Source organism: Thiocapsa imhoffii (assembly GCF_016583985.1).
Lineage (GTDB): Bacteria > Pseudomonadota > Gammaproteobacteria > Chromatiales > Chromatiaceae > Thiocapsa > Thiocapsa imhoffii.
Genome location: NZ_NRSD01000005.1, coordinates 105,525 through 127,604 on the forward strand (window position 1 = coordinate 105,525; position 22,080 = coordinate 127,604).

Here is a 22,080-nt window from a genome sequence, read left to right on the forward strand (position 1 = left end):
CGTTGCTGGGTGTCCGGGCGCGCGGTGTTCAGGCCGTCCTGACGTGAGTGGATCGGACGGCACGGCAGTCCAAACCAGGCTACTGCGCTTTGCCGATCGGGTCGAGGCGCTCATTCGCCTCATCGGTGAGTGGAGCGCCTGGCTTGCGTTGCTCATGGTGTTGACGACCTTTGCCATCGTAGTGATGCGCTACGTCTTGGATCAAGGCTCGATTGCCTTGCAGGAATCCGTGACCTACATGCAGGCCTCCCTCTTCATGCTCGGCATCGCACATGCCCTGGGGCGTGATGCGCACGTGCGGGTGGATATCCTCTATGAGGGCTGGTCGCGCCGCGCGCGTGCGCGACTGAATCTGCTTGGCACCCTGTTGCTGCTGATGCCGGTCTGTGTGGCGATCATCTGGTTTGGTTGGTTTTATGTCGCCGAGTCCTGGCGCGTGCAGGAGTCGTCGCGCGAGGCGGGCGGGTTGCCTTGGGTCTATCTGCTCAAGACGTTGATCCTGATCATGCCGCTGTTGCTGTTGTTGCAAGGGCTCGTGATCGCTGTGCGCAACGCACTCTTTCTGCTCGGGGTGGAGGCGGCGCTGCCCGCGCCCCCAGGCGAGCGGGATGATGATGCTGGGCGCGTGTCATCCGGGGACTCCGGCCTTGTCTGAATGGATGCCCTTGCTCTTGTTCCTCGCGGTGATCCTGACCCTCATGTTGGGGTATCCGGTCGCCCTGTCGCTGGGTGGGACGGCCTTGGCGTTCGCGCTGATCGGCGGGCTGTTCGGAGTGTTCGAGCCCGTTTTCCTCGAGGCCTTGCCCAACCGCATCTTCGGGATCATGACGAACGAGACCCTGATCGCGGTCCCGCTATTCGTCTTCATGGGCGTCATGCTCGAGCGCTCGCGGGTGGCCGAGAGTCTGCTCGAGACCATGGCCATGTTGTTCGGTCCGCTGCGTGGTGGGCTGGGACTCTCGGTGACGCTGGTCGGCATGCTCTTGGCCGCGAGTACGGGGATCGTCGGCGCGACGGTGGTCACCATGGGCCTGCTGTCGCTGCCGGTCATGATGCGTCGGAACTATTCCCCGAGCCTGGCCGCGGGGACCATCTGCGCGTCTGGCACCCTTGGCCAAATCATTCCGCCTTCGATCGTCCTGGTCCTGCTCGGCGATGTGATCTCCTCGGCTTATCAGCAAGCCCAACTGGATCAAGGGGTCTGGTCACCCGACACCGTCTCGGTCGGTGATCTCTTCGTCGGCGCGCTCATCCCGGGCTTGATGTTGGTGGCCTTCTACATGCTCTACATCATCGGGGTGGCGGTGCTGCGTCCCGCCGCGGCTCCAGCGATCCCGCGCGAGGAGCGGGCGCTCAGCGGTGTGGCATTGTTGGTGCGTGTGCTCGCCGTGCTCGTACCGCCTTTGGTGCTGGTGGTCGCCGTATTGGGTTCGATCTTGGCCGGGATGGCGACACCGACCGAGGCGGCCGCGGTCGGCGCCTTGGGCGCGATGGTGCTGGCCGCGACACGGGGTCGCCTGAATCTGGGGATCTTGAATCAGGTGGTGCAGCAAACCGCACTCATGACCAGCATGGTCTTTCTGATCTTCATCGGAGCGACCATCTTTTCGCTCGTGTTCCGTGGCTTCGGGGGCGACGATGTGGTCAGTGCGTTTCTGACGGAGCTTCCAGGCGGGGTGGTCGGGGCCGTTGCCTTGGTCATGCTCGTCCTGTTTCTACTCGGATTCATCCTTGACTTCATCGAGATCACCTTCGTTGTGGTCCCGATCGTGGGTCCGATTCTGCTCGCCATGGGGTTAGATCCAATCTGGCTTGGTGTCATGATCGCGATCAATCTGCAAACCTCGTTTCTCACGCCACCATTTGGGTTCTCGCTCTTCTATCTACGCGGTGTGGCCCCGCCCGAGATCAAGACCAGTGCGATCTACCGTGGCGTGATCCCCTTCATCCTGATCCAGTTATGCGTGCTGGTGATCCTGGCGGTTTGGCCGGCCTTGGTGACCTGGTTGCCCCGAACCCTCTATGGAAGTTGAGCTCAATCGCTCTGGTGCTGGCGCGGTGCCTCCATCCGCCGGTCGTAGCGGGGGGAACCGGCCGGTGGGTTGCGCGGATGGGGTCGGGAGGGGGGCCGCGAGAGTCCGCTGAACAGCTGGGGCTGTTTGTCTTTGAACATCACCCCCACGCCACGCACCTGATGGTGGACGACCAAGGCAGGAATCCGCCATTCCTGTCCAAGGCAATCGAACTCGAGTTCGATCAGAGTCCCCGTTGGCAAGGTGAGATTTCGAACCTCCAGGAAGAGTCCCTGATCGGAGAGATTACAGCCGCGTGCCGTGATGAACCGGCGTTTTCGGTAGCGGATCTGCACCGCTAGATCGATGGGCTCACGGGCGCCGTAGCGTCGTTCGACAGTCATGGATTGTTTCCAGTGTAGCGATTTGGTGGGAATCTTAGAGTGCGGGTTTGACCATTGCATGCCGGTTCGGTGACGGATCGGTGAAGATCGCGGACCTTCCAGGCGATGAAACCATGCCGCGACCTGACCGTCCGGTGTCACCTGGCCTGATCTCGGTCTGGTTGGCGTGACTCACGAACGTCACCCGCTCAACCGAGGTCCCCAGCTCGCTGGCGTCGAGTCACGGACGGAGATGGGCGTTCGTGCGGGTGTCGGCGAACCGGATGCGGTCGCCATAAAAAACCCCGGAGACCCATGGTTGTGGTTCCGGGGTAATCGCTCTCCCAGCGCTCATGTGCCAGGAGCAGGGTGCCTTCAGGGGGGGAGGCAACCCCGTTTGCGCTCGTCAGTTCGGACTCATGAGGGACGCGGAAGTTCCCTGTGCTCGGTTCGGGATCGGGCCGTCCGCAGGCACGCGGAGGGCATGCATCAGTGGGCTTCATCCCAATTCTCGCCGACTCCGATCTCGACGATCAGGGGCACGGCGAGTTGCGCCGCCGACTCCATCGCGTCCCGGATCCGTGCTGCGGCGAGCTCGACGGACTCGGCCGCCACCTCGAAGACCAGTTCGTCGTGCACCTGCATCAGCATCCGGACCGGCGGTTGTTCGGTTTGGATCCACTGATCGACGCTGATCATGGCGCGTTTGATGATATCCGCCGCGGTGCCTTGCATCGGGGCGTTGATCGCGGTGCGCTCGGCGGCGGCGCGTCTGCTTTGGTTGCTGTGCCCGATCTCGCTGAGATAGAGACGGCGCCCGAACAGGGTCTCCACGTAACGATCCTGGCGTGCTTGGACGCGGGTGCGTTCCATGAAATCCTTGACGCCGGGATAGCGTTCGAAATAGCGATCGACATAGGCCTGGGCGGCGCCGCGATCGATGCCAAGCTGACGCGCGAGCCCGAAGGCGGACATGCCGTAGATGAGGCCGAAATTGATCGCCTTGGCCGAGCGTCGTTGGTCGCTGGAGACCGCCTCGGGAGGGAGTCCGAGAATCTCAGCGGCGGTCGCGCGATGGATGTCGAGACCACTGGCGAAGGCCGCGAGCAGCCGTTCGTCGCCTGAGAGGTGCGCCATGATGCGCAGTTCGATCTGTGAATAATCCGCGGCCATGAGCCGATGTCCGGGAGCGGCAACGAAGGCACGACGAATCCGGCGACCCTCCTCGGTGCGAATTGGGATGTTCTGCAAGTTTGGATCACTCGAGGACAACCGACCGGTGGCCGCGACGGCTTGATGGTAGGAGGTATGGACCCGCTCCGTGTCTGGATTCACCATCTGGCGCAGTTTGTCGGTATAGGTCGATTTGAGTTTCGAGAGGCTGCGGTGTTGGAGGATGAGATCGGGGAGGGCGTGCCCTTCTCCGGCGAGTTGTTCCAGCACGGCCTCGGACGTGGACGGGGCGCCGGTGGGCGTCCGGGCGATGACTGGAAGACCGAGTTCCTCGAAGAAGATCGCGCCGATCTGCTTGGGTGAGCCCAGGTTGAAGCGGCGCCCAGCCGTTTCATAGGCCTGGATCTCGAGGTCGTGGATGCGCTGAGCCAGTTCGCTGCTCTGTGCCGCGAGGAGGTCGGGGTCGATGCGCACCCCATGCCGCTCCATGCGGGAGAGGATCGGAATCAGCGGCACTTCGATCTCCTGATAGAGGCGGGCCATGCTCGGGATCGCCTCCAGGCGCGGCCAGAGCGTCTGGTGGAGCCGCAATGTGATATCCGCGTCCTCGGCGGCATAGTGCCCGGCTTCTTCGATGCGGATCGCATCGAAGGTGATCTGCTTGGCGCCCTTGCCCGCGATGTCCTCGAAGTGGACGGTGTCATAGTCCAGATATTTTTTCGCCAGGGAGTCCATGTCATGGCGCGTCGCCGTACTCTCGAGCACATAGCTCTCAAGCATGGTGTCGTGCGCGATTCCGCGCAGCGTGATCCCATAACGGGCAAGGACCGTCATGTCGTATTTGAGGTTCTGCCCGACCTTATGACGGCTCGGATCCTCTAGGATCGGCTGGAGTCGTGCAAGGACGGCTTGGCGGTCGAGTTGCGCCGGGGCCCCCGGATAGACATGGGCTAGTGGGAGATAGGCAGCCACCCCAGGTTCAACCGCAAGGGAGAGGCCCACGAGCTCGGCGCGCATGGCGTCGATGCTGGTCGTTTCGGTGTCGAAGGCAAACAGCGGCGCGGCGGTGATGCGTGCGATCCAGGTCTCGACGTCGTCTGCGCTGAACAACACCTCGTATGGCTGTGATGGGGTCTCGGTGACCACTCCCGCGGGGGCCGGGGGAGCGGATGCATCCGCCGGTACAGGCTTGAGTGTTGCGAGCAGACGGCGCGACTCGAGGCGTTCGTACCAACCGCGCAGGGTCTCGAGATCCGGGGGCGAGGGTCTGAGGTCGGTGGGATCAAGCTCGAGTACGAGATCACGTTTGATCGTGGCGAGGGTGCGGGCGAGTGGCAATTGATCGAGGGCGGCGCGCAGATGTTCGCCGACCTTCCCCTTGACCCGCTCGGCGTTCGCGATCACGCCATCCAGATCACCATAGTCCTGGATCCATTTCGCGGCCGTTTTCGGACCACATTTGGGAACGCCCGGAATATTGTCGACGCTGTCTCCCACCAGACTCAGATAGTCGACCACGCGCTCCGGCGGGACGCCGAACCGCTCCCGCACCCCCGCGGGATCGAGCGCGACGTCGGTCATGGTGTTGACGAGGGTGATGTGCTCGTTGACCACTTGTGCCAAGTCCTTGTCGCCGGTCGAGACCAGGGTCTGAATCCCCTGCGCGGCGGCGCGGCTCGCGAGCGTCCCAATGACGTCGTCGGCCTCCACCTCGGGGATGATCAGGAGGGGCAGCCCCATGGCGCGGATGACCTCCTGCAGGGGTTGGATTTGCTCGCGCAGATCATCCGGCATCGGGGGACGATTGGCTTTGTATTCGGGATAGAGATCCTCGCGAAAGGTTTTTCCCGGCGCATCGAAGACCACGCCGACGAACTCTGGTTGATGGGCGTCGAGCAGTTTGCGCAGCATGCTGAGGACACCGACGACGGCGCCCGTGGCTTCGCCTTTGGAGTTGGTCAGCTTGGGCAAGGCATGATAGGCGCGGAACAGATAGCCGGAGGCGTCGACCAAGACAAAAGGGTAGCGCGTTGCCATGATGGTCTCGTCACGGGTTCTCGATGAGGGACATGGATGAACGGTAGCACATCGCGCCGGGGTGCCGTCCGGACTCGGCGCTTCCGGCCCGCGGCAGCGAGGGTCCACCCGATCGCGACATCATGTCTGGGATCCTGGAGGTTCACTCCCGCTGGCATGGCGCGCGCAGAGGGCATCGAAGATCGCCTCCAATCCCGGATGGGTGCCACGTAGCGCGTCGACCACCTGCTGTGACCAGAGGACATAGTCCGCTTTGCGCTGGGGCGACCAATGCGCGGGCGGTGAATCCAGGAGATCGCGTAGATTGGAGATCTTATCCGCCAGTTTGACCAATTTCGCCTCGGGTGAGGCCTGTCTGGCACCTGTGATCTGCCGCGCCTTGCGCACGGCGCGCGGTTGACTCTTATCGTCCGTGACCTCCATGACGATGGCGCTGATCCGGTCACCGAAGTGGTGCGCGAGTTCATCGGCGGTCGTTTCCGTGTCCTCGATGGTGTCATGGAGGATGGCGGCACAGAGCACCGTCGGGTCGAGGATCCCGGCTTCGTTCGCCAGCAGATCGGCGAGGGCAATCGGATGGTTGATGTAGGGAGAGGCCTCGGCATCCTTGCGGCGCTGGTTGCGATGCTTTGAGGCGGCGAAAGCCGTCGCCTTGATCAGACGGCGTAGGTCGGCGGTGCTCGGGTTCATCGGGGTTCCTCCACGGCGCGCGCTGGGCCGCCCCTGGATCAAGCCAGCTCAGTAGATCCCGTCCTCCGCGCTCCACATCTCGGGGGCGAAGCGCACCACGCGATTGCGCCCATCGCTCTTGGCGCGATAGAGCGCTACATCGGCATACTTCAGGGTTTGCCAGAACGTTTCGCTGTCCTCTGGGAACATGGCGACGCCGACCGAGATGGTCTTCTGCAAGTTGCCTCCTCCCGGGATGCTGAATTTGAACTCCGCGATGCTCTCCCGGATTTTTTCAGCGACCGTCATGGCGCCTTCTTCGCTGGATTCCTGAAGAATGATCAAAAATTCCTCGCCGCCGAAACGGATGAGCAAATCCGATGCCCTCAGGCTCTGTTTCAGGAGTTCGGCAAGGGCCTTCAGAACCGTGTCGCCGACATCATGGCCATAAGTGTCATTGACCATCTTGAAGTAATCCAGATCCAGCATGAGCAATGCCAGCTTGGTATTGCGTCGCCGTGCGGTCGCGATCAGGCTGTCGACATATTCCTCAAGGAAACGACGATTGTGCAGGCCGGTCATGGCATCGCGCAGCGCTGACTCTCGCAGCGTTTCGGTGAGGCGCTTGGCTTCGAGCACCGGTGCCATCTCACGGACATAGACTTGAATATAGGGCACCTGCTCGAGGAGTTTGGGTGCCTCCTCGGCGGTCGTGATCAATTGGACCACGCTGCCCACCATTCCCGATTGAATGATGGGGATGCAGTAATGACGGTCAGGGTGAGCGCGCGCGCGGTCATGCTCATCCGTGGCACCTGGACCCGCTGTCTCCTCGTTGCGTGCGGGGTGGGAGTCCGTGCCGGGACGAAACGCGTAGCAGATTCCGGGTTGTCGGAGGCCGTCGACCGGGTGGCCGGAGCGTTTCGCCCGACAGGTCTCGCTGCGCACCAGGATCTGCGGGTCGCACCATCGACAATCAGCACCGATCTTGCCGTCCACGGCGATCGCGGCTAAACGCTTCGGTCCATCGGTTTCGTAGACCGAGGAGTGACGGACCGCGAAACGCGTTTCGAGCAGGCGTCCGAAGCGGTCGTAAATCTCGGTCTTGGTTTCATCCTCCTCAATGGTGCTCTTGAAACGGGCGGCATCGGCCAGCCCATCCACCATCTCAAGAGTCGCTTGGAGTTGGTTGTTGTCGCGATGTGGTGGTCGCCCTGTCAACTCGGTCACGCGTGCGCCGATGCGTGAGAGGCCTTCATCGAGGAAGCTGAGTAGACGGTTGGTGTGTGAGGCGATCGCACCGATATCATCGTTCGTGCGCTGCTCGACGCGCCCCTTGAAATCCCCTTGCAAGGCCCGCTTGACCAGCCCGTCCAACGCCGCGGCGGTATGACCGACTGGGAGGATGAGCCGACGCGCACCGAGGATTGCGATCAGCGTGATGATGCCAATGGTGGCGATGGACAAGATGATCGCAGTCAAGGCACGCCGCCGCAGTTCGGCGAGTGAGAGTTCGATCGTGACAGCGCCGAGGACGGATCCTTCCAACACTTGATGACACTGCAGACAGTTTGGTTGGCCGCGGGCGGTTGCGATATAGGGAAGGGTGCCGCGAAAGCGCGGTTCGCCGTTCCACTCGGAGAACTCGTAGCGCGCCACGCCGTCCACGAGCACCGCTGCCTCGATCGCATCCGCGGCGGATTCACGCGAGAGACCCTCACCGAATTGTTGATTGACCAGTGCCGAGCGCACCACGCGGGCATCACGTAGATTATGGATCTCGACGAGGCGGTTTAAGAATTGCTCCCGCTTGTCGATGACACCGTTGATCATGGCCTCGGTGAGATGGACACGCACGATTTCGGCGGCGGTCTGCACATGTGCGGTTGAGGACGCGAGCGAGAAGGCGCGGAAGGCGTAGAGGCTGATCACGAGTAAGGTCAGCAGGATGCCAAGCGCGACAGCGATCAGTAGGAGCGTGATTTTGCGGTTGAGTGTCATGTCGCTCGGAACAGTATTCTTGTTTCAAAAACCTGGCAAGTCGCTGCGGTTCGATCAACACAGTCGGGGGTGGGGGCTGTGGATGATCGATTGCGGTGCGTTGGGCGTTGGGTTGCCCTGATCCGGTGCGTGGTGGGGGCTGGTGACGCGATCGGCAAGAATCAGTACGTCTGCGCGTGGTGCGGACTCATGCGCCTGGTGTCGATCAACCGGGGGAGTGGAGTGTTTTTTGCTTGGGACTCCATTTAACCTCATCTCACCTGTCGAGAGACTCCGGATGCTGAGACAAGTTCTATCCAGCGGTGGTGGATTGACATCGATCCAGGCATCGGCGCGCACCATGCCCTACCATGAATTCTATCGCGACGACTTTCGTCCACGTGATCACTACCTCCCGATGTGGGAACACATCCAGACAACGGGGCAGCAGATCCTCGGGCACAAGGCGCGTGACGCTCATTTAACCCTGCACACCGAGGGCGTGACCTTCACCGTCTATTCCGAGAACGACGAGGGGATCGAACGCGTCTGGCCATTCGACATTCTGCCGCGCATCATCACCGCCGCGGAGTGGACGCCGATCGAGGCGGGGCTGAAGCAGCGGATTCGCGCGCTTAACCTCTTTCTCAAGGATCTCTACCACGGACAACGCATCCTCAAGGACGGGGTCGTGCCCCCCGAGTTGATCTATCGTGGCAAGGACTTTCGGCGCGAGATCATGGACATCACGCCGCCGCACGACATCTACACCCATATCAGCGGTGTGGACCTGATCCGTGACGAAGCAGGTCGGTATCTCGTGCTCGAGGACAATCTACGCACACCCTCGGGCGTGTCCTACATGATCGAGAACCGCATCGTCGAGCGGCGGATCCTCCCTGAGTTCTTCGCACGCTACCGAGTTCGCCGGGTCGAGCACTACCCCGCGCTTCTGTTACAGGCCTTGCGTCATCTCTCCCCGCGAGGCGCCGAGCAGGCCAACATCGTGGTGCTGACCCCGGGAATCTACAATTCCGCTTATTTCGAGCACACCTTCCTCGCCAAGGAGATGGGTGTCGAGTTGGCCGAGGGTCGTGATCTGGTCTGCCGCAATGACAAGGTCTACCTCAAGACCACCAAGGGGTTACGCCAGGTCGATGTCATCTATCGGCGCGTTGACGATGATTATCTCGATCCACTGGTCTTTCGCTCCGATTCCGAACTGGGCGTCGCGGGCATCATCAACGCCTGGCGCGCGGGTCATGTGGCGCTGGCCAATGCTCCTGGGAGCGGCATCGCGGATGACAAAGCCGTCTTTGCCTATGTGCCCGACATCATTCGGTACTATCTTGGTGAAACACCCATCTTGGCGAGTGTGCCCACCTATCAGATGACCGATCATCAGGACCGGCAATACGTGCTCGACAACATGGAGCAGATGGTCATCAAGGCGGTGGCCGAGTCCGGGGGCTACGGTATGTTGATGGGGCCGAGCTCGACGACCGCGCAACGGGCCGAGTTTGCCCGCAAGATCGAGGCGAATCCGCGCAATTATATCGCCCAACCGGTGATTCAGTTGTCGCGCCACATCTGCTATCTCGACGGTGAACTGGAGTCGCGACATCTCGATCTGCGTCCCTTCATCATCTACGGCAATGAGATCGAGGTGGTGCCGGGCGGTTTGACCCGGGTGGCGATGACCAAGGGTTCGCTGATCGTGAACTCATCGCAGGGCGGGGGCAGCAAGGATACTTGGGTCCTGGCGGACTGAGAGCGTTGGATCGATGTTGAGCCGGATCGCTGAATCACTCTATTGGATGACCCGTCATCTCGAGCGTGTCGACAACACCGCGCGGGTGCTGGACATCAACGTTGTCTACATGCTCGAGGCCGACGAAGGCGCGACCGAGGAGATGCAATGGCGTCCTCTACTGACCATCATGGATGCCGATGAGGTCTACGACGCCTTGCATCCGGATGCGCGGGTCACGGTTCAGCGGGTCATCCATCTCCTCACGCAGGACCGGACCAATCCGGGCTCGCTGCTGATGAGCCTGAAGCGCGCACGAGAGAATGCGCGCGTTGTCCGTGACCGCATCTCGAATGAAATGTGGGAGGCGCTCAACGAACTCTGGCTGGCCGTCGACAAGCATCTGAGAACGACGCTGCAGCCCTGGCGCGCCGCTGAGTTCTACGCCCTGATCCATCGTCAAACCGCCGCCTTCTTCGGGCTCACGCAAAGCACCATGATGCGTGGACCCGCCTATGGCTTCATGGCGCTTGGCACCCTACAAGAGCGGGCCGACATGACCGCGCGGATCCTCGACGTGCGCTACCATCTGCTGCTGCCTGATCTCCGGCTTGTGGGTTCGCCACTCGATTATTACCAATGGGCCGCGTTGCTGAAATCACTGTCTGGATTCGAGGCCTATCGCCGTCGTTACCAAACGGGCATCCGACCGATCGATGTGGTCGAGTTCGTGGTGTTGAACAGGGATTTTCCCCGTTCATTGAGCTACTGTGTCAACGGAATGGAGCGGGCGCTCGGACGCGTTGGCCCGCTGCCGAACGGCGAGATCCCGGAACGCCTCGCCGCGTTGCGGGGTCATCTCGATGGGGCCACGCCACAAGGGATTCTGGAGCTGGGTCTGCATGAATATCTCGACGATTTCCTGGCTTTGTTGGCTGATTTCGGCGCAGCCTTGCAAAGCGATTATTTCGAAGCGCACCTGGGGGACGCTCCGTGAGATACCAGATCGAACGGACCGGTCGGATTCAATTTGCCGCTCCGGCGCGCGAGCATCATGTGCAACTGCGCTTGGCACCTTGGGACGATGACAGTCAGACCTTGCTCAGGGTCGAGGTGACGGTGGCGCCAGAGGTTGGGATCGCCGCGGTGCGCGATGGGTTCGGTAACCTCGTCCACCACTTCGCGGTTCTGGGCGCGCATCATGAACTGGCGTTTCGTATGCGCGCCGAGGTCGAAACCCGACTCACGAACCCGTTCGACTTCCAACCGGTCCCGCTGGCACGCGAGCGGGCTTGGATTGCCGATGCGCTGCATCAGGCCCCTCGCTTATGGGACTTTGTGCTCCACCAGGGACCGCTCACGCCGGATTTACCGGCCCAGCTCCGGGATCAGCCCGTGCCGCAGCGGCGCGAGGACCGAGCCTTGTTCGATCAGATCCAGGAGCTCAGTGCTTGGGTGCGGACCCTCACGCCGTTCGATCCCGAGTTGGACAAGCCCGTGTGTGCGCTGCCGGCCTTATTCGACTTGGGACGCGGCTGCGCGGCCGATCTCGCGCACCTGTTGATTGCGGTGGTGCGCCAGTGGGGGGTGCCGGCGCGGTTCGTCACGGGTTATCTGGATGCGAGCTACTTCGAGCCGGATGACGAGGACCCACCTGGCACCGAACCCCGCCCACAGCGCTCCCATTTCTGGGTTGAAGTCCTGATCCCGGGGGCTGGCTGGCGCGGCGTCGATCCCGCCCTGGGACTTCTCGCCGACGCGACCTATGTGCGGGTCGCCATTGGTCGCGATGCCCGGGATGTCCTGCCGCTGCGTCAGGCATGCCGGGGGGTGGGCGTCGCGCCGACGCTTGAGGAAACGCTGAGCGTCATCCCCGACACCGCCTGATGGGCGCGGCATGGCCGTTTGAAGTCTGGTTGGTCCCACGCTCCCTCTTCAATGTTCGATCCGGGACGCTCGTGTCAACTCGGCGAAGCGAACGCCCCGCATCCCCCCGATCTCTTGACTCAGTTGTTCGATGTCGTGCGGTTTGCCACGAATGATGATGGTCTCGAGACAGTTGTGGTGATCCATGTGGACATGCGTGGTGGCCACCACATGAATGTACTGACGGTGTTGCGCCGCGAGGATGTGTTGAGTCAGCTCCCGCTGGTGATGGTCGTAGACGATCGTGAGGACGCCCGCGACCTCCTCGTCACCGCGCTCCCAGGTGTCCTCGACGATCCGTTCGCGGATCAAATCGCGCACCAATTCAGAGCGTGAGGCATAGCCTTTCTTAACAACCCGTTGATCGAGTTCATCAAGCAGCGGGCGTGGCAGCGAGACGCTGAAGCGAATGGTTTCTTCGGCACTGGACATATTGGCCTCATCAGAAATAAGAGCAACGGGGCGCTCCGGGCTGTCGCCTGGACGTGGAAAGACGGCCATGCCCGCGGGTGGCGTGCTGCCGCCGGCGGCTGTGGACGCCTCTGACGACGAGTGCTAAGGTGAGAATATGATTCATCTGGATTAAGTGCTACGAGGCTGGTGCGTTCATCGCGCGCCGGGTGGTTGCGATGCATATCGTTGATGGTGTTCTCAGCGCGCCGGTCCTGATCGGTGGTTCCCTGTTGGCGCTGGCTGGGATCGCGCGAGGTTTGCATGAACTCGATCCCGAATCGATCCCCCAGGTCGGTCTGTTCAGCGCCGTCTTCTTCCTCGCCTCATTGATTCATGTTCCAGTCGGTCTGTCGAGCGCCCATTTGATGCTAACCGGGCTGTTGGGACTCCTGCTGGGGTGGGCCGCGTTTCCCGCAATCCTGGTCGGATTGGTCTTGCAGGCCGTTTTTTTCGGGTTCGGTGGTGTGACCGTGATCGGTGTCACCACGCTCAATCTGGCACTACCGGCGGTTGTGATGGGAGTCCTGGGGCGTCATCTGCTCTGGCGCTTCGGTGGCTCGCCACGATCGCTCGGTGTGCTCTCCCTGGGGTTTCTGGTTGGCGCGCTCTCGATTGGCCTCTCGGCAGGGCTGGTCGCCATAGTGCTGGCCCTGAGTGGCAGTGAATATCGGGTCGCGGCCACTGTGGTGATGATTGGCCAACTGCCGGTGATGGTAGTGGAGGGATTGATCACGGCCGCGGCACTGCGTCTGATCCTGACGGTCCGCCCGGAACTCGTCCCGGTTGGTCTCGGCACCGACGCCCTTCGTGAACAACCGCAGGAGGCGTGAGGCCGTCCGAGCGGTGCGTGAAGACTTGCTTCCGGGGGGCGCGATGCCCATGCTTGCACCCCAAGATGAGTGAGCTCCCGAGACCAGCGCATGAGGCCCATCCGCAGCCCTGGATCGCGTGTCGACGCGAGCCGGGCGGTCAGGTGTGTCTGGTGATCGGCGGGTCTTGGCGCCTGGGGGCGGAGCCGGCCGATCTCGCCCGGGTGCGTGCGGAGCTGTTCGATGAGCCGGACCTGTCGGGCGTGGTCTGTGACGCGACTGAACTCGTTGAATGGGATTCCGGACTGGCCAGTGTCCTGGCCGCGTTGGCATGGCACTGCCAGGAGCGTGGGGTCGCGTTCGCGACCGCCGCGCTCCCCGAGGGGTTACGGGCTCTGTTGGGCTTGGTCGAGGGGGGGGCGCGGCCGAGCGGCGCCGGTGCACCGGATCGCGCCGATCCGTTCGTGCGCCGGTTCGGTCAGGATTTCATTGCTTTGGCACGTTCGACCGGCGAAATCCTCGCCTTCATCGGTGAGGTTGCCTTGGCCTTGCGCTCCTTGCTTGCGGGCCGTGCCCGCTTCAAGCGGGCTGACCTCTGGTTGCTGATCGAGGAAGTCGGAGCGGACGCCCTGCCGATCATCAGTCTGATCAGCTTTCTGGTCGGTCTGATTTTGGGCTATATCGGCGATCAACAACTGACCCAATTCGGCGCCGGGATCTTTGTCGCGGATCTCGTCGGCTTGGCGATCGTCATCCAGATGGGCGCGCTGATCACGGCCATCGTGCTCGCCGGGCGAACCGGTGCGGCATACGCGGCACAACTCGGGACCATGCAGGTCAACGAGGAGATCGATGCCCTGCGCACCCTGGGGATCTCGCCGATCGAGTTCCTGGTCCTGCCACGCCTGCTTGCACTCATCACCATGACGCCCTTGTTGGCGATCTATGCGAATGTGATGGGCATCCTCGGTGGTGCCTTTGCTGGAACCGTGGCGGGTGGTCTGAGTCTGACCGAGTATTTCACCCAGACCCAGCAGGCCATCGGCTGGAACCACCTATCGCAGGGGTTGATCAGTGCCTGCGTGTTTGGCGCCATCGTGGCCGTATCGGGTTGCTTGCGTGGCATGCAGAGTGGCCGCAGTGCCGCGGCGGTCGGTGAGGCAACGACCTCCGCGGTCGTAACCTCGATCGTCTTTATCGTGATTGCCTCGGCGGTGCTGACCATCGTGTTCGATGCCATTGGGCTGTCCTGAGTTTGGACGCGCTGATGCTTGGCGACAGTCAGGTGTGCGGCAGAGGATCCATACCCTCCTCTCATGAGGGGGCGCCTTCTGACCCACGCATCGCGCCAGGTGAGCCTGCGCTTTAAAGACTTCTCCCATGTCACGGCACCAGGTCACCCCAGCCAGATCGAGCAACCCATGTCATCGGATGTAGCGACCAAGCGAACCGCGGATGCCCACCTTGTTCTCGAAGGGGTTGCGGTCGGTTATGGCGAGCAACTGATCCAGCGTGATCTCAGCTTCGGCATCCGCCGCGGCAGTGTGTTTATTATCATGGGGGGCAGCGGGAGCGGGAAGAGCACTCTGATGCGCAGTTTGACCGGCCTTCTCGAACCCAAGGCAGGGCGCATCCTCGTTGACGGGGAGAGCTTATGGGAGGTGACCGCTCCGGTGCGCAGTCGTCTGATGCGACGCTATGGAGTGATGTATCAGAGCGGAGCATTATGGAGTTCGATGACCTTGGTGGAGAACGTCAGCCTGCCACTCGAGCAGTACACCGCGCTCGGGCGTGACCGCATTCGTGAGATTGCGCTTTATAAATTGGCGTTGGTCGGACTCGCTGATGCCGGCAACCGCTACCCGTCACAGATCAGCGGCGGGATGCGCAAACGTGTCGGGGTCGCGCGCGCGATGGCCTTGGATCCCGATGTGCTCTTCTTCGACGAGCCCTCGGCCGGCCTCGACCCCCTCAGCGCGCGGCTGCTCGACGACCTGATCTTGGAATTGCGAGCCAGTCTTGGCACGACCATGGTGGTCGTGACGCATGACCTCGCGAGTATTTTCGCGATTGCCGATGAGGCCGTTTTCTTGGATGCGGCCTCACGCACCATGTTAACCACAGGCGCTCCACGTGAGCTCCGTGAACACAGTGAGTGGGAGATCGTGCGTGATTTTCTGAATCGAGGCGAGACATGAGCAAGCAGGCCAACCCGACGGTGATCGGCGGCTTCGTGCTCGGGGCCTTGGCGCTGTTCGCGTTTGCGCTGATCCTTTTCGGCAGTGGCGCGTTCTTGCGCGAGCGGATCCCGATGGTGACCTTTTTCCCCGGTTCGGTCCAGGGTTTGAACGTGGGGGCTCCGGTCCAGTTCGAGGGCGTGACGGTTGGGCGTGTCACCGGGATCGAATTGAACTTCACGCCCGAGACAGGAGTCTTCAGTGTTCCGGTCTCCTACGAACTCTGGCCTGACAGCGTCAACATTCGCGGGGAGGAGCCCGGTGATTCAGCCGAAGAGATCCTGCGCGTGTTGGTGCGTGAGCGTGGACTGCATGCGCGTCTTGAGTCCGTGAGTTTCGTCACGGGTCAATACATGATTGCCTTGCAGCTCCAACCCGGACGCACCTCGCAGTTGTTGGTCGACCCGGACGATGTGATCGAGGTGCCCTCGTTGGAGGCGACCCGAGATCGCATGACGGAGATGCTGGAGAATCTTCGTCTCGACGACCTCGTGAACGAGGCCGCGCTGACCCTCGCCTCTATTCGTCAATTGATTGGCTCGGGCGAGGTGTTGCAGCTCATACGGAGCCTCGAGGCGGCGCTTGACCAGACCCGGGCGCTGTTTGTTGACATCGACCGCGAGGTGGAACCGATTGCCACGCAACTGCGCACGACACTGAGCGACTACAGTGAGCTTGCCAGACTGCTGAGCGACAACATTGTCCCATGGACCAAGGATCTCGATGCCGCGACCGATTCCCTGATTGGTCTGGTCGAACGGGTCGACGCTCAGGTCGTCCCCATCGCGACGGGAACCCAACTTGCCTTGGCTGAATTTCAGGAATCGATGCGCGTCTTGCGTCAGCTGACCATCGATCTGAACGGAACCCGTGCGCGGGCTGATACCTTCCTGACCGAGGCGTCCGGAACGGCCCGGGCGTTACGCTCCTTTGCCGATCAATTGGACCGACATCCCGAGGTGTTACTGCGAGGGAGGCGCTAGTCAGCGCCACTGATGGGACCTGGGATCTGGCCGCGTCGGCGCGGTGGGGATGCCGCCCGTGCGGCGGCGGAAACGACGTTGAACTCGGCGCGCTCAGATTGGTGGTCGCTGCCACCCACCGGCACCCTAGGGGAAAGCCGGTGGACAGTCGGGAGGAACGCCCTGCAATGGCGGATCAGGAACCGAAGATCAACTCGGACGTGAGGGCGGATTCGGTGGTGGATTCAGACAGGGTCTGGACCTCGACGACGGGCGTCTGATCCTGTTCCGCGGCGATGCGATCCGATTCGGTCATCACCATGGTGGTTTGGACCCCACCAATCAATAACGCGACTGCTGCGACGACGCCTAATGCACCCATGATGATCTCCAAAATTGTGTTTCTGATAAGATTATGGTTAGTATATTATCAAAATCTAATTAAGCAAGACCTAATATAGGTGTGCGCAGCACATCCGTTCGATCGGCCCCGTTAGGAGACCGGCAATCGGCTACGCCAGGTTCTCGGTTGAGCACTCCGCCTCATTCGGGCCGGCCTGCGGGAGGCGAGATCGGGCGCATACGACCATGCCGCGGTCTCGCGGGCGGGCACCCCGCATCTTGAACAACGGGGGTGGTGTCCGCAGGGCGTGCTGGCCTGAGGATGAGTTGCCGTCATCTGCGTCCTGAATGGAGGGAACGCCGAACGGCTGAACCAATCGGGGGGGCAAGCACCAAACGGTTGATGAAGAGGCCAGCATGAGTCCGATGTCTCGGCCTTCGCATATCAGTATGTTTGAACATTCGAAAATATTGATTAATGTCAACCAATCGGTTGCGGTTTCGCCATACTGTTGCACTGGTGCGAGAGGTCGTTCTGCTCGTACCTTGTTCAACCAGGTCGTTCGAACAGGAGAGAGGTGATGATGAAACTGAAACGCACTGTCCTGGCCGTGACGGTTGCGGGTGTTGCGGTACTTGCCTCAGCGTCCGCTAACGCCTTCTGGGGTTGGGGTTCGGGACCCTTTGGCATGTTCCCGGGCAACTGGGGCGGACCTTGGGGATCGCCTTGGCATCGCGGCCTTTACGGTTATCCCTATCATGGTTATGGCTATCCGTGGGGGGGCTATGGGACGCCCTATGGTTGGGGTACGCCTTACGGTTGGGGAGCGCCAGCTTACGCACCCTATCCGGGCCTGACCTACGCCCCCTATGCCTGGCCGAGCGTGACTCAGCCGAGCACCAGTTCAAGCCAGTAATATCAACGAGGGCCCCTGCGTCAGTGCCATGATCCCGTGGCGCGACGTAGGGGCCGATCCGCGCCCGCATCGCACCCCATGGCTCGCGATGATCATTGTTCCAACGCTGAACGCATCGCCACATCTGACCCCGACCGCTCGTGACATCACTGTGCAGGCGGCTGTGTCCAGTCCGCTTGCGAGTCGTGTCCAGGAACCGCTCCGTTTCGCGCTCCCGAGGTTCGGCGTGCGGTTGACGAGGGGCGAGTTGGCCTTGAGTCATCTGTCCTCGCGTGGTTGTAGTTGCCAAACCTGCTCCCTCAGCGCCGTTAGACCGCGCTGGCGAAATCGCGGCGCGTCATCGATGATGTCGAAGCTGGCGAGTGATTCGATGCGATAACGATCGGAGAAGAGGCGGCTGACCTCCTCGTCGGTCACGGCAAATGGCGGGCCGGACATCTCTTCCTGATCATAATCGAGAGTGATCAGGAAGCATGTGGCGGTTGTCGGGACGATCGCTTTGAACTGATCGCTGTAACGTGGGCGCATCCCGGGTGGCAGGGCGATCAACGAAGCCCGGTCGAAAACGGCCCCGACCTCGGCGAGATCGCATGCCGTGAGTTGAAAGTAGTCGCCGACCAGGATCTCAAGTTCGTCAACCACATAGCGGCGAAAGGGGGGCTTATCGCTCATCTGTGGGTGCAGCTCATGATCCTGAAAAAAGGACCGAATCGCCGGTTCACTGATCTCCACCCCCAGGACGCGATGTCCGCGACTGACGAGCCACAGCATGTCGAGCGATTTGCCGCACAGTGGCACGAAGACCTGGGTGTCCGGCGCAAGGTCGAGCTGTGGCCAATAGGCCTGTAAGTGGACATTGATCTCAGTCTGATGCCAGCCGATTTCCCCACGTTCCCACCGATTCAGCCAGAATTCCGGTGTCATCGTTGACCCTGTTGGTTGATGGTCGAGAGCGTGAATTCTAACGGAATGCGAAGCGGGCGCGCGCCGCCGGGTCCGCTCCGGTAGGATGGATGGCTGAATCGCGGGATGCCACGGCATCCTGCTGGGGGCAGCGTCCTGGGGCACGGCCCGGAAGGGTCTAGAGCTTGAAATGGGGGAAACCGATGCAGGTATTGGTTGGCGATATCGGCGGCACGAAGACGGCCTTAGGTCTTGCGACGACCGAGCAGAGCCGGGTCGTGCTGCAGCAGACACGGGAGTTTGCCAGCGCTGAGTTCGCCTCACTCGCGGCGATCGTGCAGCGCTATCTCACCGAGACCGACGTGAGCGTTCGCAAGGCGGCCTTTGCGGTGGCTGGACCGGTGCGCGAGCGCGCTAGTCGGACGACCAATCTGCCCTGGGAACTCGATGCGGATGCCTTGGAGCAGATGCTCGGCTTCTCGAACGTGGTCCTGCTGAACGATTTGGAGGCAACGGCCTGGAGTCTCACCGCGCTCGCGCCAGCGGATTTGGCAACGCTTTACCCCGGCGAATCCGTGACGGGGAACGCCTGTGTCGTCGCGGCTGGAACCGGTCTCGGCGAGGCGGGGCTCTTTTGGGACGGGCAGCGGTATCATCCCTTTGCCACGGAAGGCGGCCATGCCGATTTTGCGCCGACCAACGCTCTGGAATCCGCCCTGTATGATGTCCTGACCGAACGCTTTGGCCATGTCAGTTGGGAGCGCGTCGTGTCCGGGATGGGGATTCGTCATCTCCACGATTTTTTGTTGGTGTTTCGCGGTGCGCAACGGCCGGATTGGCTGAGCGAGGCCGCGCGGACGGGCGATGAGGCGGCGGCCATCGCTCAAGCGGCCGCAGCCGGTTCCTGTCCGATCTGCATGGAGGCGATGGCGCTATTCTTCCGCTTGTATGGCCGTGAGGCTGGGAACATGGCGTTGAAGCAGATGGCGCTCGGGGGGGTCTTCCTCGCGGGTGGAATCGCCCCGAAAAACCTAGATGCACTCAAACGCAGTGCCTTCCTCGACGGTTTTTTCGATAAGGGGCGGCTCGAACCTCTGATGCGGGCCATGCCGGTGCATGTGATCATGCAACCGCACGCGCCCTTGATCGGCGCGGCACGTTTCATGGCCGCGCAGTGATCGCATGACCGACCGGGTCTGGCCTGAACCGCGAGACGCGGTCCGCGTGCGGCGTCAACAATCCTGAATCCATCCACCCCATTCGCAGCGAGTCGAGAACAGTGAAGCAGATCATCGCGATTTCAGGTATGAGTTGTCAGCATTGTGTTCGTGCCGTCACCGAGGCACTCGAGGCGACCGCTGGTGTCGAGCAGGTCGTCGTTGATCTCGCAGCCGGCACCGCCGAGGTGCAGGGGCCTGCCGCCGCGGAGGATGTGCTTGCCGCGGTGAGCGCGGCGGGTTACGAGGCGCGCATCGAGGTGCTCTGATGCCCGCCTCGGATCCTTGATCATCTGGTGCTGTATCAGGATCGGGGGCTGATACCGGGTTCTGTCCCGGGAAGAGAACAGAAGAGTCGGCGGCGGCCACCCGAATGCCGCCGGCGCGGTCGTGGATGGTCATGGAGTCGTCAGCTGTGATGGTGAGCCGGGCAGTCATCGGGGAATGGATCGAGTCGCGCCGCGTGCAGCGGTTCATTCTCACCTTGATCGTGATCAACGCCGTGACGCTGGGTCTGGAGACCTCGGCGACGATGACGGCGCGCTATGGCGATGTGCTCTACGTGATCGACCGGATGATCCTGGGCGTGTTCGTGATCGAGATCCTGATCAAGCTCTATGCCCAGCGACTCGATTTCTTTCGTCGGTCGTGGAATGTCTTCGATTTCATCGTGATTGGGATCGCCTTGATTCCCGCCAGCGGACCCCTTGCGGTCCTGCGCGCCCTGCGGGTCTTGCGGGTCCTGCGCTTGGCCTCGGTTCACCCGCGGCTGCGGTTTGTCGTCGAGGCCCTGCTGAAGGCGATCCCCGGCATCACCTCGATTGCTGGGCTGATGCTGTTGGTCTTCTACGTTGCCGCCGTGATTGCGACCGGATTGTTCGGCGCGCGGTTTCCCGAATGGTTCGGCTCACTGGCCGCATCCCTCTATACGCTATTCCAGGTGATGACGCTCGAGAGTTGGTCGATGGGGATCGTGCGGCCCGTGATGGAGGCCTATCCCTATGCCTGGCTCTTTTTCATCCCATTCATCTTGATCGCGACCTTCACGATGCTGAATCTCTTCATCGGCATCATCGTCGACACCATGCAAACGATGCACGAGGCGCAGCATGCGATCGAGCGTGAGCGAATCGAGGAAACCGTTCACCGTGACAGTCTGCATGTCGAGACGGAGCTGCGCGCCTTGCGCGAGGAGATCGCCTCCTTACGCGACGAACTTCAACGCGGTCGCGAAGCGCCCTGAACGGCCTGCGCGCCCTTGTCACCAGGGGACCGACCCGAGGCCCGCCACTCGGCGCGCGCCGAGTGGCGGGCGGGCATGTTACGGCTCTTGACGCCGCCGCTTTCGCATGGACTCGTCCGAAATCGGGATCTCGATGATCGGTAGACCCAGGGTGTCGCTGTGCGAGACACCCCGCAGATCGTACCCGCGATGCTCATGGCCGGCCGGACCGAGGTAATAGTAGAACTCGCTCGTCCCGGTGAAGCGATGATAGGCGATCAGATCGACACTCAGGGTCGAGTCGAAACCAGGCATCATGCCCAGGGGGATGAAAAGACCTTGCTTGTCTTGATCGGTGCCGAGCGAGGTATAAAACAGATTCAGGACCTGGTCGGCGTGCGCTGGATCCTCGACGACTTCGATGCCGAACCGCCGTTGCAACTCGATGGCGAGGCGTTGATCGGCGTAGTCCTGAAACGGGGCATCCCGCACACCGAAATGGCTTACGAGGAGCAGCCGTTGGCCCCGCAGGGGTTCGAAGTCGTCACTCGGAAGTCGCCCGGCAACTTCATCGATGGAATAGGAGACGAGACGTTGCGCGGTTGCACCGGCCAAGGAATCGCTGGTTTGTCGGGCACTGCACCCACTCAAGGCCAGGGCGATGCCCGCCAGCCCGATGCTGGCCATGCGAATCGTTGCGAACTTCACTGTTGCGGTCCTCATTCTCGATGCCCGAACGATCGATACACGAACAGACGTCATGTGGCGGCCCTCGGGGCAGCCACAGGGAGGAGGCCTCGTGGCCGTCGCATCGTGACTGACAGGCTTGCATCCTGAGCCAGGTTCGGTTCGCAATGTTCGGTGTCGTGGATTGCGTCCATTCACCGTACCAGCGTCCTGTTCGCGATGTCTACTGGTCGGGTGGGCAGGCTCGGTCGGGCGACCCACTGTCAGGGACGCGGTGCCGCTGAAGCCCAATGGTCAGGAGGCGTCTCAGTGTTGGTTTTTGTGCTCGGCTTGTTGTATTGTTTCCACATTCTGGTACATGCCTCATGATGCGCGCGACGGGTCCGGGCTTGGGTCTGTGA

The 22,080-nt window shown here is 61.9% G+C and carries 21 protein-coding genes; 13 read left to right on the top strand and 8 right to left on the bottom strand.

The annotated features are described in order from the left end of the window. Positions 1–43 precede the first annotated feature (43 nt). A complete protein-coding gene (locus tag CKO25_RS06890) occupies positions 44–655 on the top strand; it encodes a TRAP transporter small permease subunit (protein WP_338115081.1) in 612 nt (203 codons plus the stop codon). Further along, a complete protein-coding gene (locus CKO25_RS06895; protein WP_371829704.1) occupies positions 609–2,033 on the top strand; it encodes a TRAP transporter large permease in 1,425 nt (474 codons plus the stop codon). The genes CKO25_RS06890 and CKO25_RS06895 overlap by 47 nt, the downstream gene beginning before the upstream one ends. 2 nt (positions 2,034–2,035) lie before the next feature. Here CKO25_RS06895 and CKO25_RS06900 read toward each other — a convergent pair whose 3' ends face one another. From CKO25_RS06900 to CKO25_RS06915, 4 genes are all read right to left on the bottom strand, one after another. Then, positions 2,036–2,416, bottom strand: coding sequence for a PilZ domain-containing protein (locus CKO25_RS06900; RefSeq protein ID WP_200387185.1), 381 nt, complete (start codon positions 2,414–2,416; stop codon positions 2,036–2,038). A 468-nt stretch (positions 2,417–2,884) separates the two neighbouring features. Next, complete coding sequence (gene polA / locus CKO25_RS06905; protein ID WP_200387186.1) at positions 2,885–5,605, bottom strand: DNA polymerase I; 2,721 nt, start codon at positions 5,603–5,605, stop codon at positions 2,885–2,887. A gap of 120 nt (positions 5,606–5,725) precedes the next feature. Continuing rightward, positions 5,726–6,295: an HD domain-containing protein gene (locus CKO25_RS06910; protein ID WP_200387187.1), complete on the bottom strand. Its 570-nt coding sequence runs from the start codon at positions 6,293–6,295 to the stop codon at positions 5,726–5,728. Positions 6,296–6,343: 48 nt separating this feature from the next. Next, on the bottom strand, positions 6,344–8,275 hold the full coding sequence (locus CKO25_RS06915; protein ID WP_200387188.1) for a GGDEF domain-containing protein: 1,932 nt from the start codon (positions 8,273–8,275) through the stop codon (positions 6,344–6,346). Between the two features lie 277 nt (positions 8,276–8,552). On the opposite strand from CKO25_RS06915, the gene CKO25_RS06920 reads away from it, so the two are divergent. From CKO25_RS06920 to CKO25_RS06930, 3 genes are read left to right on the top strand one after another with little or no spacing between them, the layout of a single operon-like run. Next, positions 8,553–10,025: a circularly permuted type 2 ATP-grasp protein gene (locus tag CKO25_RS06920; protein ID WP_200387189.1), complete on the top strand. Its 1,473-nt coding sequence runs from the start codon at positions 8,553–8,555 to the stop codon at positions 10,023–10,025. Positions 10,026–10,038: 13 nt separating this feature from the next. Next, positions 10,039–11,001 (top strand): alpha-E domain-containing protein, encoded by a 963-nt coding sequence (locus tag CKO25_RS06925; protein ID WP_200387190.1) that lies wholly within the window; start codon positions 10,039–10,041, stop codon positions 10,999–11,001. Beyond that, a complete protein-coding gene (locus CKO25_RS06930) occupies positions 10,998–11,891 on the top strand; it encodes a transglutaminase N-terminal domain-containing protein (protein ID WP_200387191.1) in 894 nt (297 codons plus the stop codon). Before CKO25_RS06925 ends, CKO25_RS06930 begins: the two co-directional genes overlap by 4 nt. A 48-nt stretch (positions 11,892–11,939) precedes the next feature. Here CKO25_RS06930 and nikR read toward each other — a convergent pair whose 3' ends face one another. Then, positions 11,940–12,362 (bottom strand): nickel-responsive transcriptional regulator NikR, encoded by a 423-nt coding sequence (gene nikR, locus CKO25_RS06935; protein ID WP_200387192.1) that lies wholly within the window; start codon positions 12,360–12,362, stop codon positions 11,940–11,942. Positions 12,363–12,559: 197 nt separating this feature from the next. On the opposite strand from nikR, the gene cbiM reads away from it, so the two are divergent. The 4 genes from cbiM to CKO25_RS06955 all read left to right on the top strand — a co-directional run bounded on the left by cbiM (position 12,560) and on the right by CKO25_RS06955 (position 16,412). Beyond that, positions 12,560–13,213: a cobalt transporter CbiM gene (gene cbiM / locus CKO25_RS06940; protein WP_200387193.1), complete on the top strand. Its 654-nt coding sequence runs from the start codon at positions 12,560–12,562 to the stop codon at positions 13,211–13,213. Between the two features lie 65 nt (positions 13,214–13,278). Continuing rightward, entirely contained in the window at positions 13,279–14,445 is a 1,167-nt protein-coding gene (locus CKO25_RS06945; protein WP_200387194.1) for an MlaE family ABC transporter permease, read from the top strand. Between the two features lie 168 nt (positions 14,446–14,613). Continuing rightward, positions 14,614–15,390: an ABC transporter ATP-binding protein gene (locus CKO25_RS06950; protein WP_200387195.1), complete on the top strand. Its 777-nt coding sequence runs from the start codon at positions 14,614–14,616 to the stop codon at positions 15,388–15,390. Continuing rightward, complete coding sequence (locus CKO25_RS06955) at positions 15,387–16,412, top strand: MlaD family protein (RefSeq protein ID WP_200387196.1); 1,026 nt, start codon at positions 15,387–15,389, stop codon at positions 16,410–16,412. The genes CKO25_RS06950 and CKO25_RS06955 overlap by 4 nt, the downstream gene beginning before the upstream one ends. 175 nt (positions 16,413–16,587) lie before the next feature. On the opposite strand, the gene CKO25_RS06960 is transcribed toward CKO25_RS06955, so the two are convergent. Continuing rightward, entirely contained in the window at positions 16,588–16,773 is a 186-nt protein-coding gene (locus tag CKO25_RS06960) for a hypothetical protein (RefSeq protein ID WP_200387197.1), read from the bottom strand. 541 nt (positions 16,774–17,314) lie between these two features. Between CKO25_RS06960 and CKO25_RS06965 the strand changes: the two genes are divergently transcribed. Continuing rightward, on the top strand, positions 17,315–17,650 hold the full coding sequence (locus CKO25_RS06965) for a sulfur globule protein CV3 (RefSeq protein ID WP_276569016.1): 336 nt from the start codon (positions 17,315–17,317) through the stop codon (positions 17,648–17,650). Between the two features lie 258 nt (positions 17,651–17,908). Here the strand turns inward: CKO25_RS06965 and CKO25_RS06970 are convergent, their stop codons facing one another. Beyond that, complete coding sequence (locus CKO25_RS06970; RefSeq protein ID WP_200387198.1) at positions 17,909–18,574, bottom strand: thiopurine S-methyltransferase; 666 nt, start codon at positions 18,572–18,574, stop codon at positions 17,909–17,911. Between the two features lie 182 nt (positions 18,575–18,756). On the opposite strand from CKO25_RS06970, the gene glk reads away from it, so the two are divergent. The 3 genes from glk to CKO25_RS06985 all read left to right on the top strand — a co-directional run bounded on the left by glk (position 18,757) and on the right by CKO25_RS06985 (position 21,013). Continuing rightward, positions 18,757–19,731 carry a glucokinase gene (glk, locus tag CKO25_RS06975; RefSeq protein WP_200387199.1) on the top strand — a complete coding sequence of 325 codons (975 nt, stop codon included), beginning with the start codon at positions 18,757–18,759 and terminating at the stop codon, positions 19,729–19,731. Positions 19,732–19,832: 101 nt separating this feature from the next. Further along, complete coding sequence (locus CKO25_RS21595) at positions 19,833–20,039, top strand: heavy-metal-associated domain-containing protein (RefSeq protein WP_338115082.1); 207 nt, start codon at positions 19,833–19,835, stop codon at positions 20,037–20,039. 149 nt (positions 20,040–20,188) lie between these two features. Next, positions 20,189–21,013 carry an ion transporter gene (locus CKO25_RS06985; RefSeq protein WP_200387200.1) on the top strand — a complete coding sequence of 275 codons (825 nt, stop codon included), beginning with the start codon at positions 20,189–20,191 and terminating at the stop codon, positions 21,011–21,013. A 78-nt stretch (positions 21,014–21,091) separates the two neighbouring features. Here the strand turns inward: CKO25_RS06985 and CKO25_RS06990 are convergent, their stop codons facing one another. After that, positions 21,092–21,700: a hypothetical protein gene (locus tag CKO25_RS06990; protein ID WP_200387201.1), complete on the bottom strand. Its 609-nt coding sequence runs from the start codon at positions 21,698–21,700 to the stop codon at positions 21,092–21,094. Between the last annotated feature and the right edge of the window lie 380 nt (positions 21,701–22,080).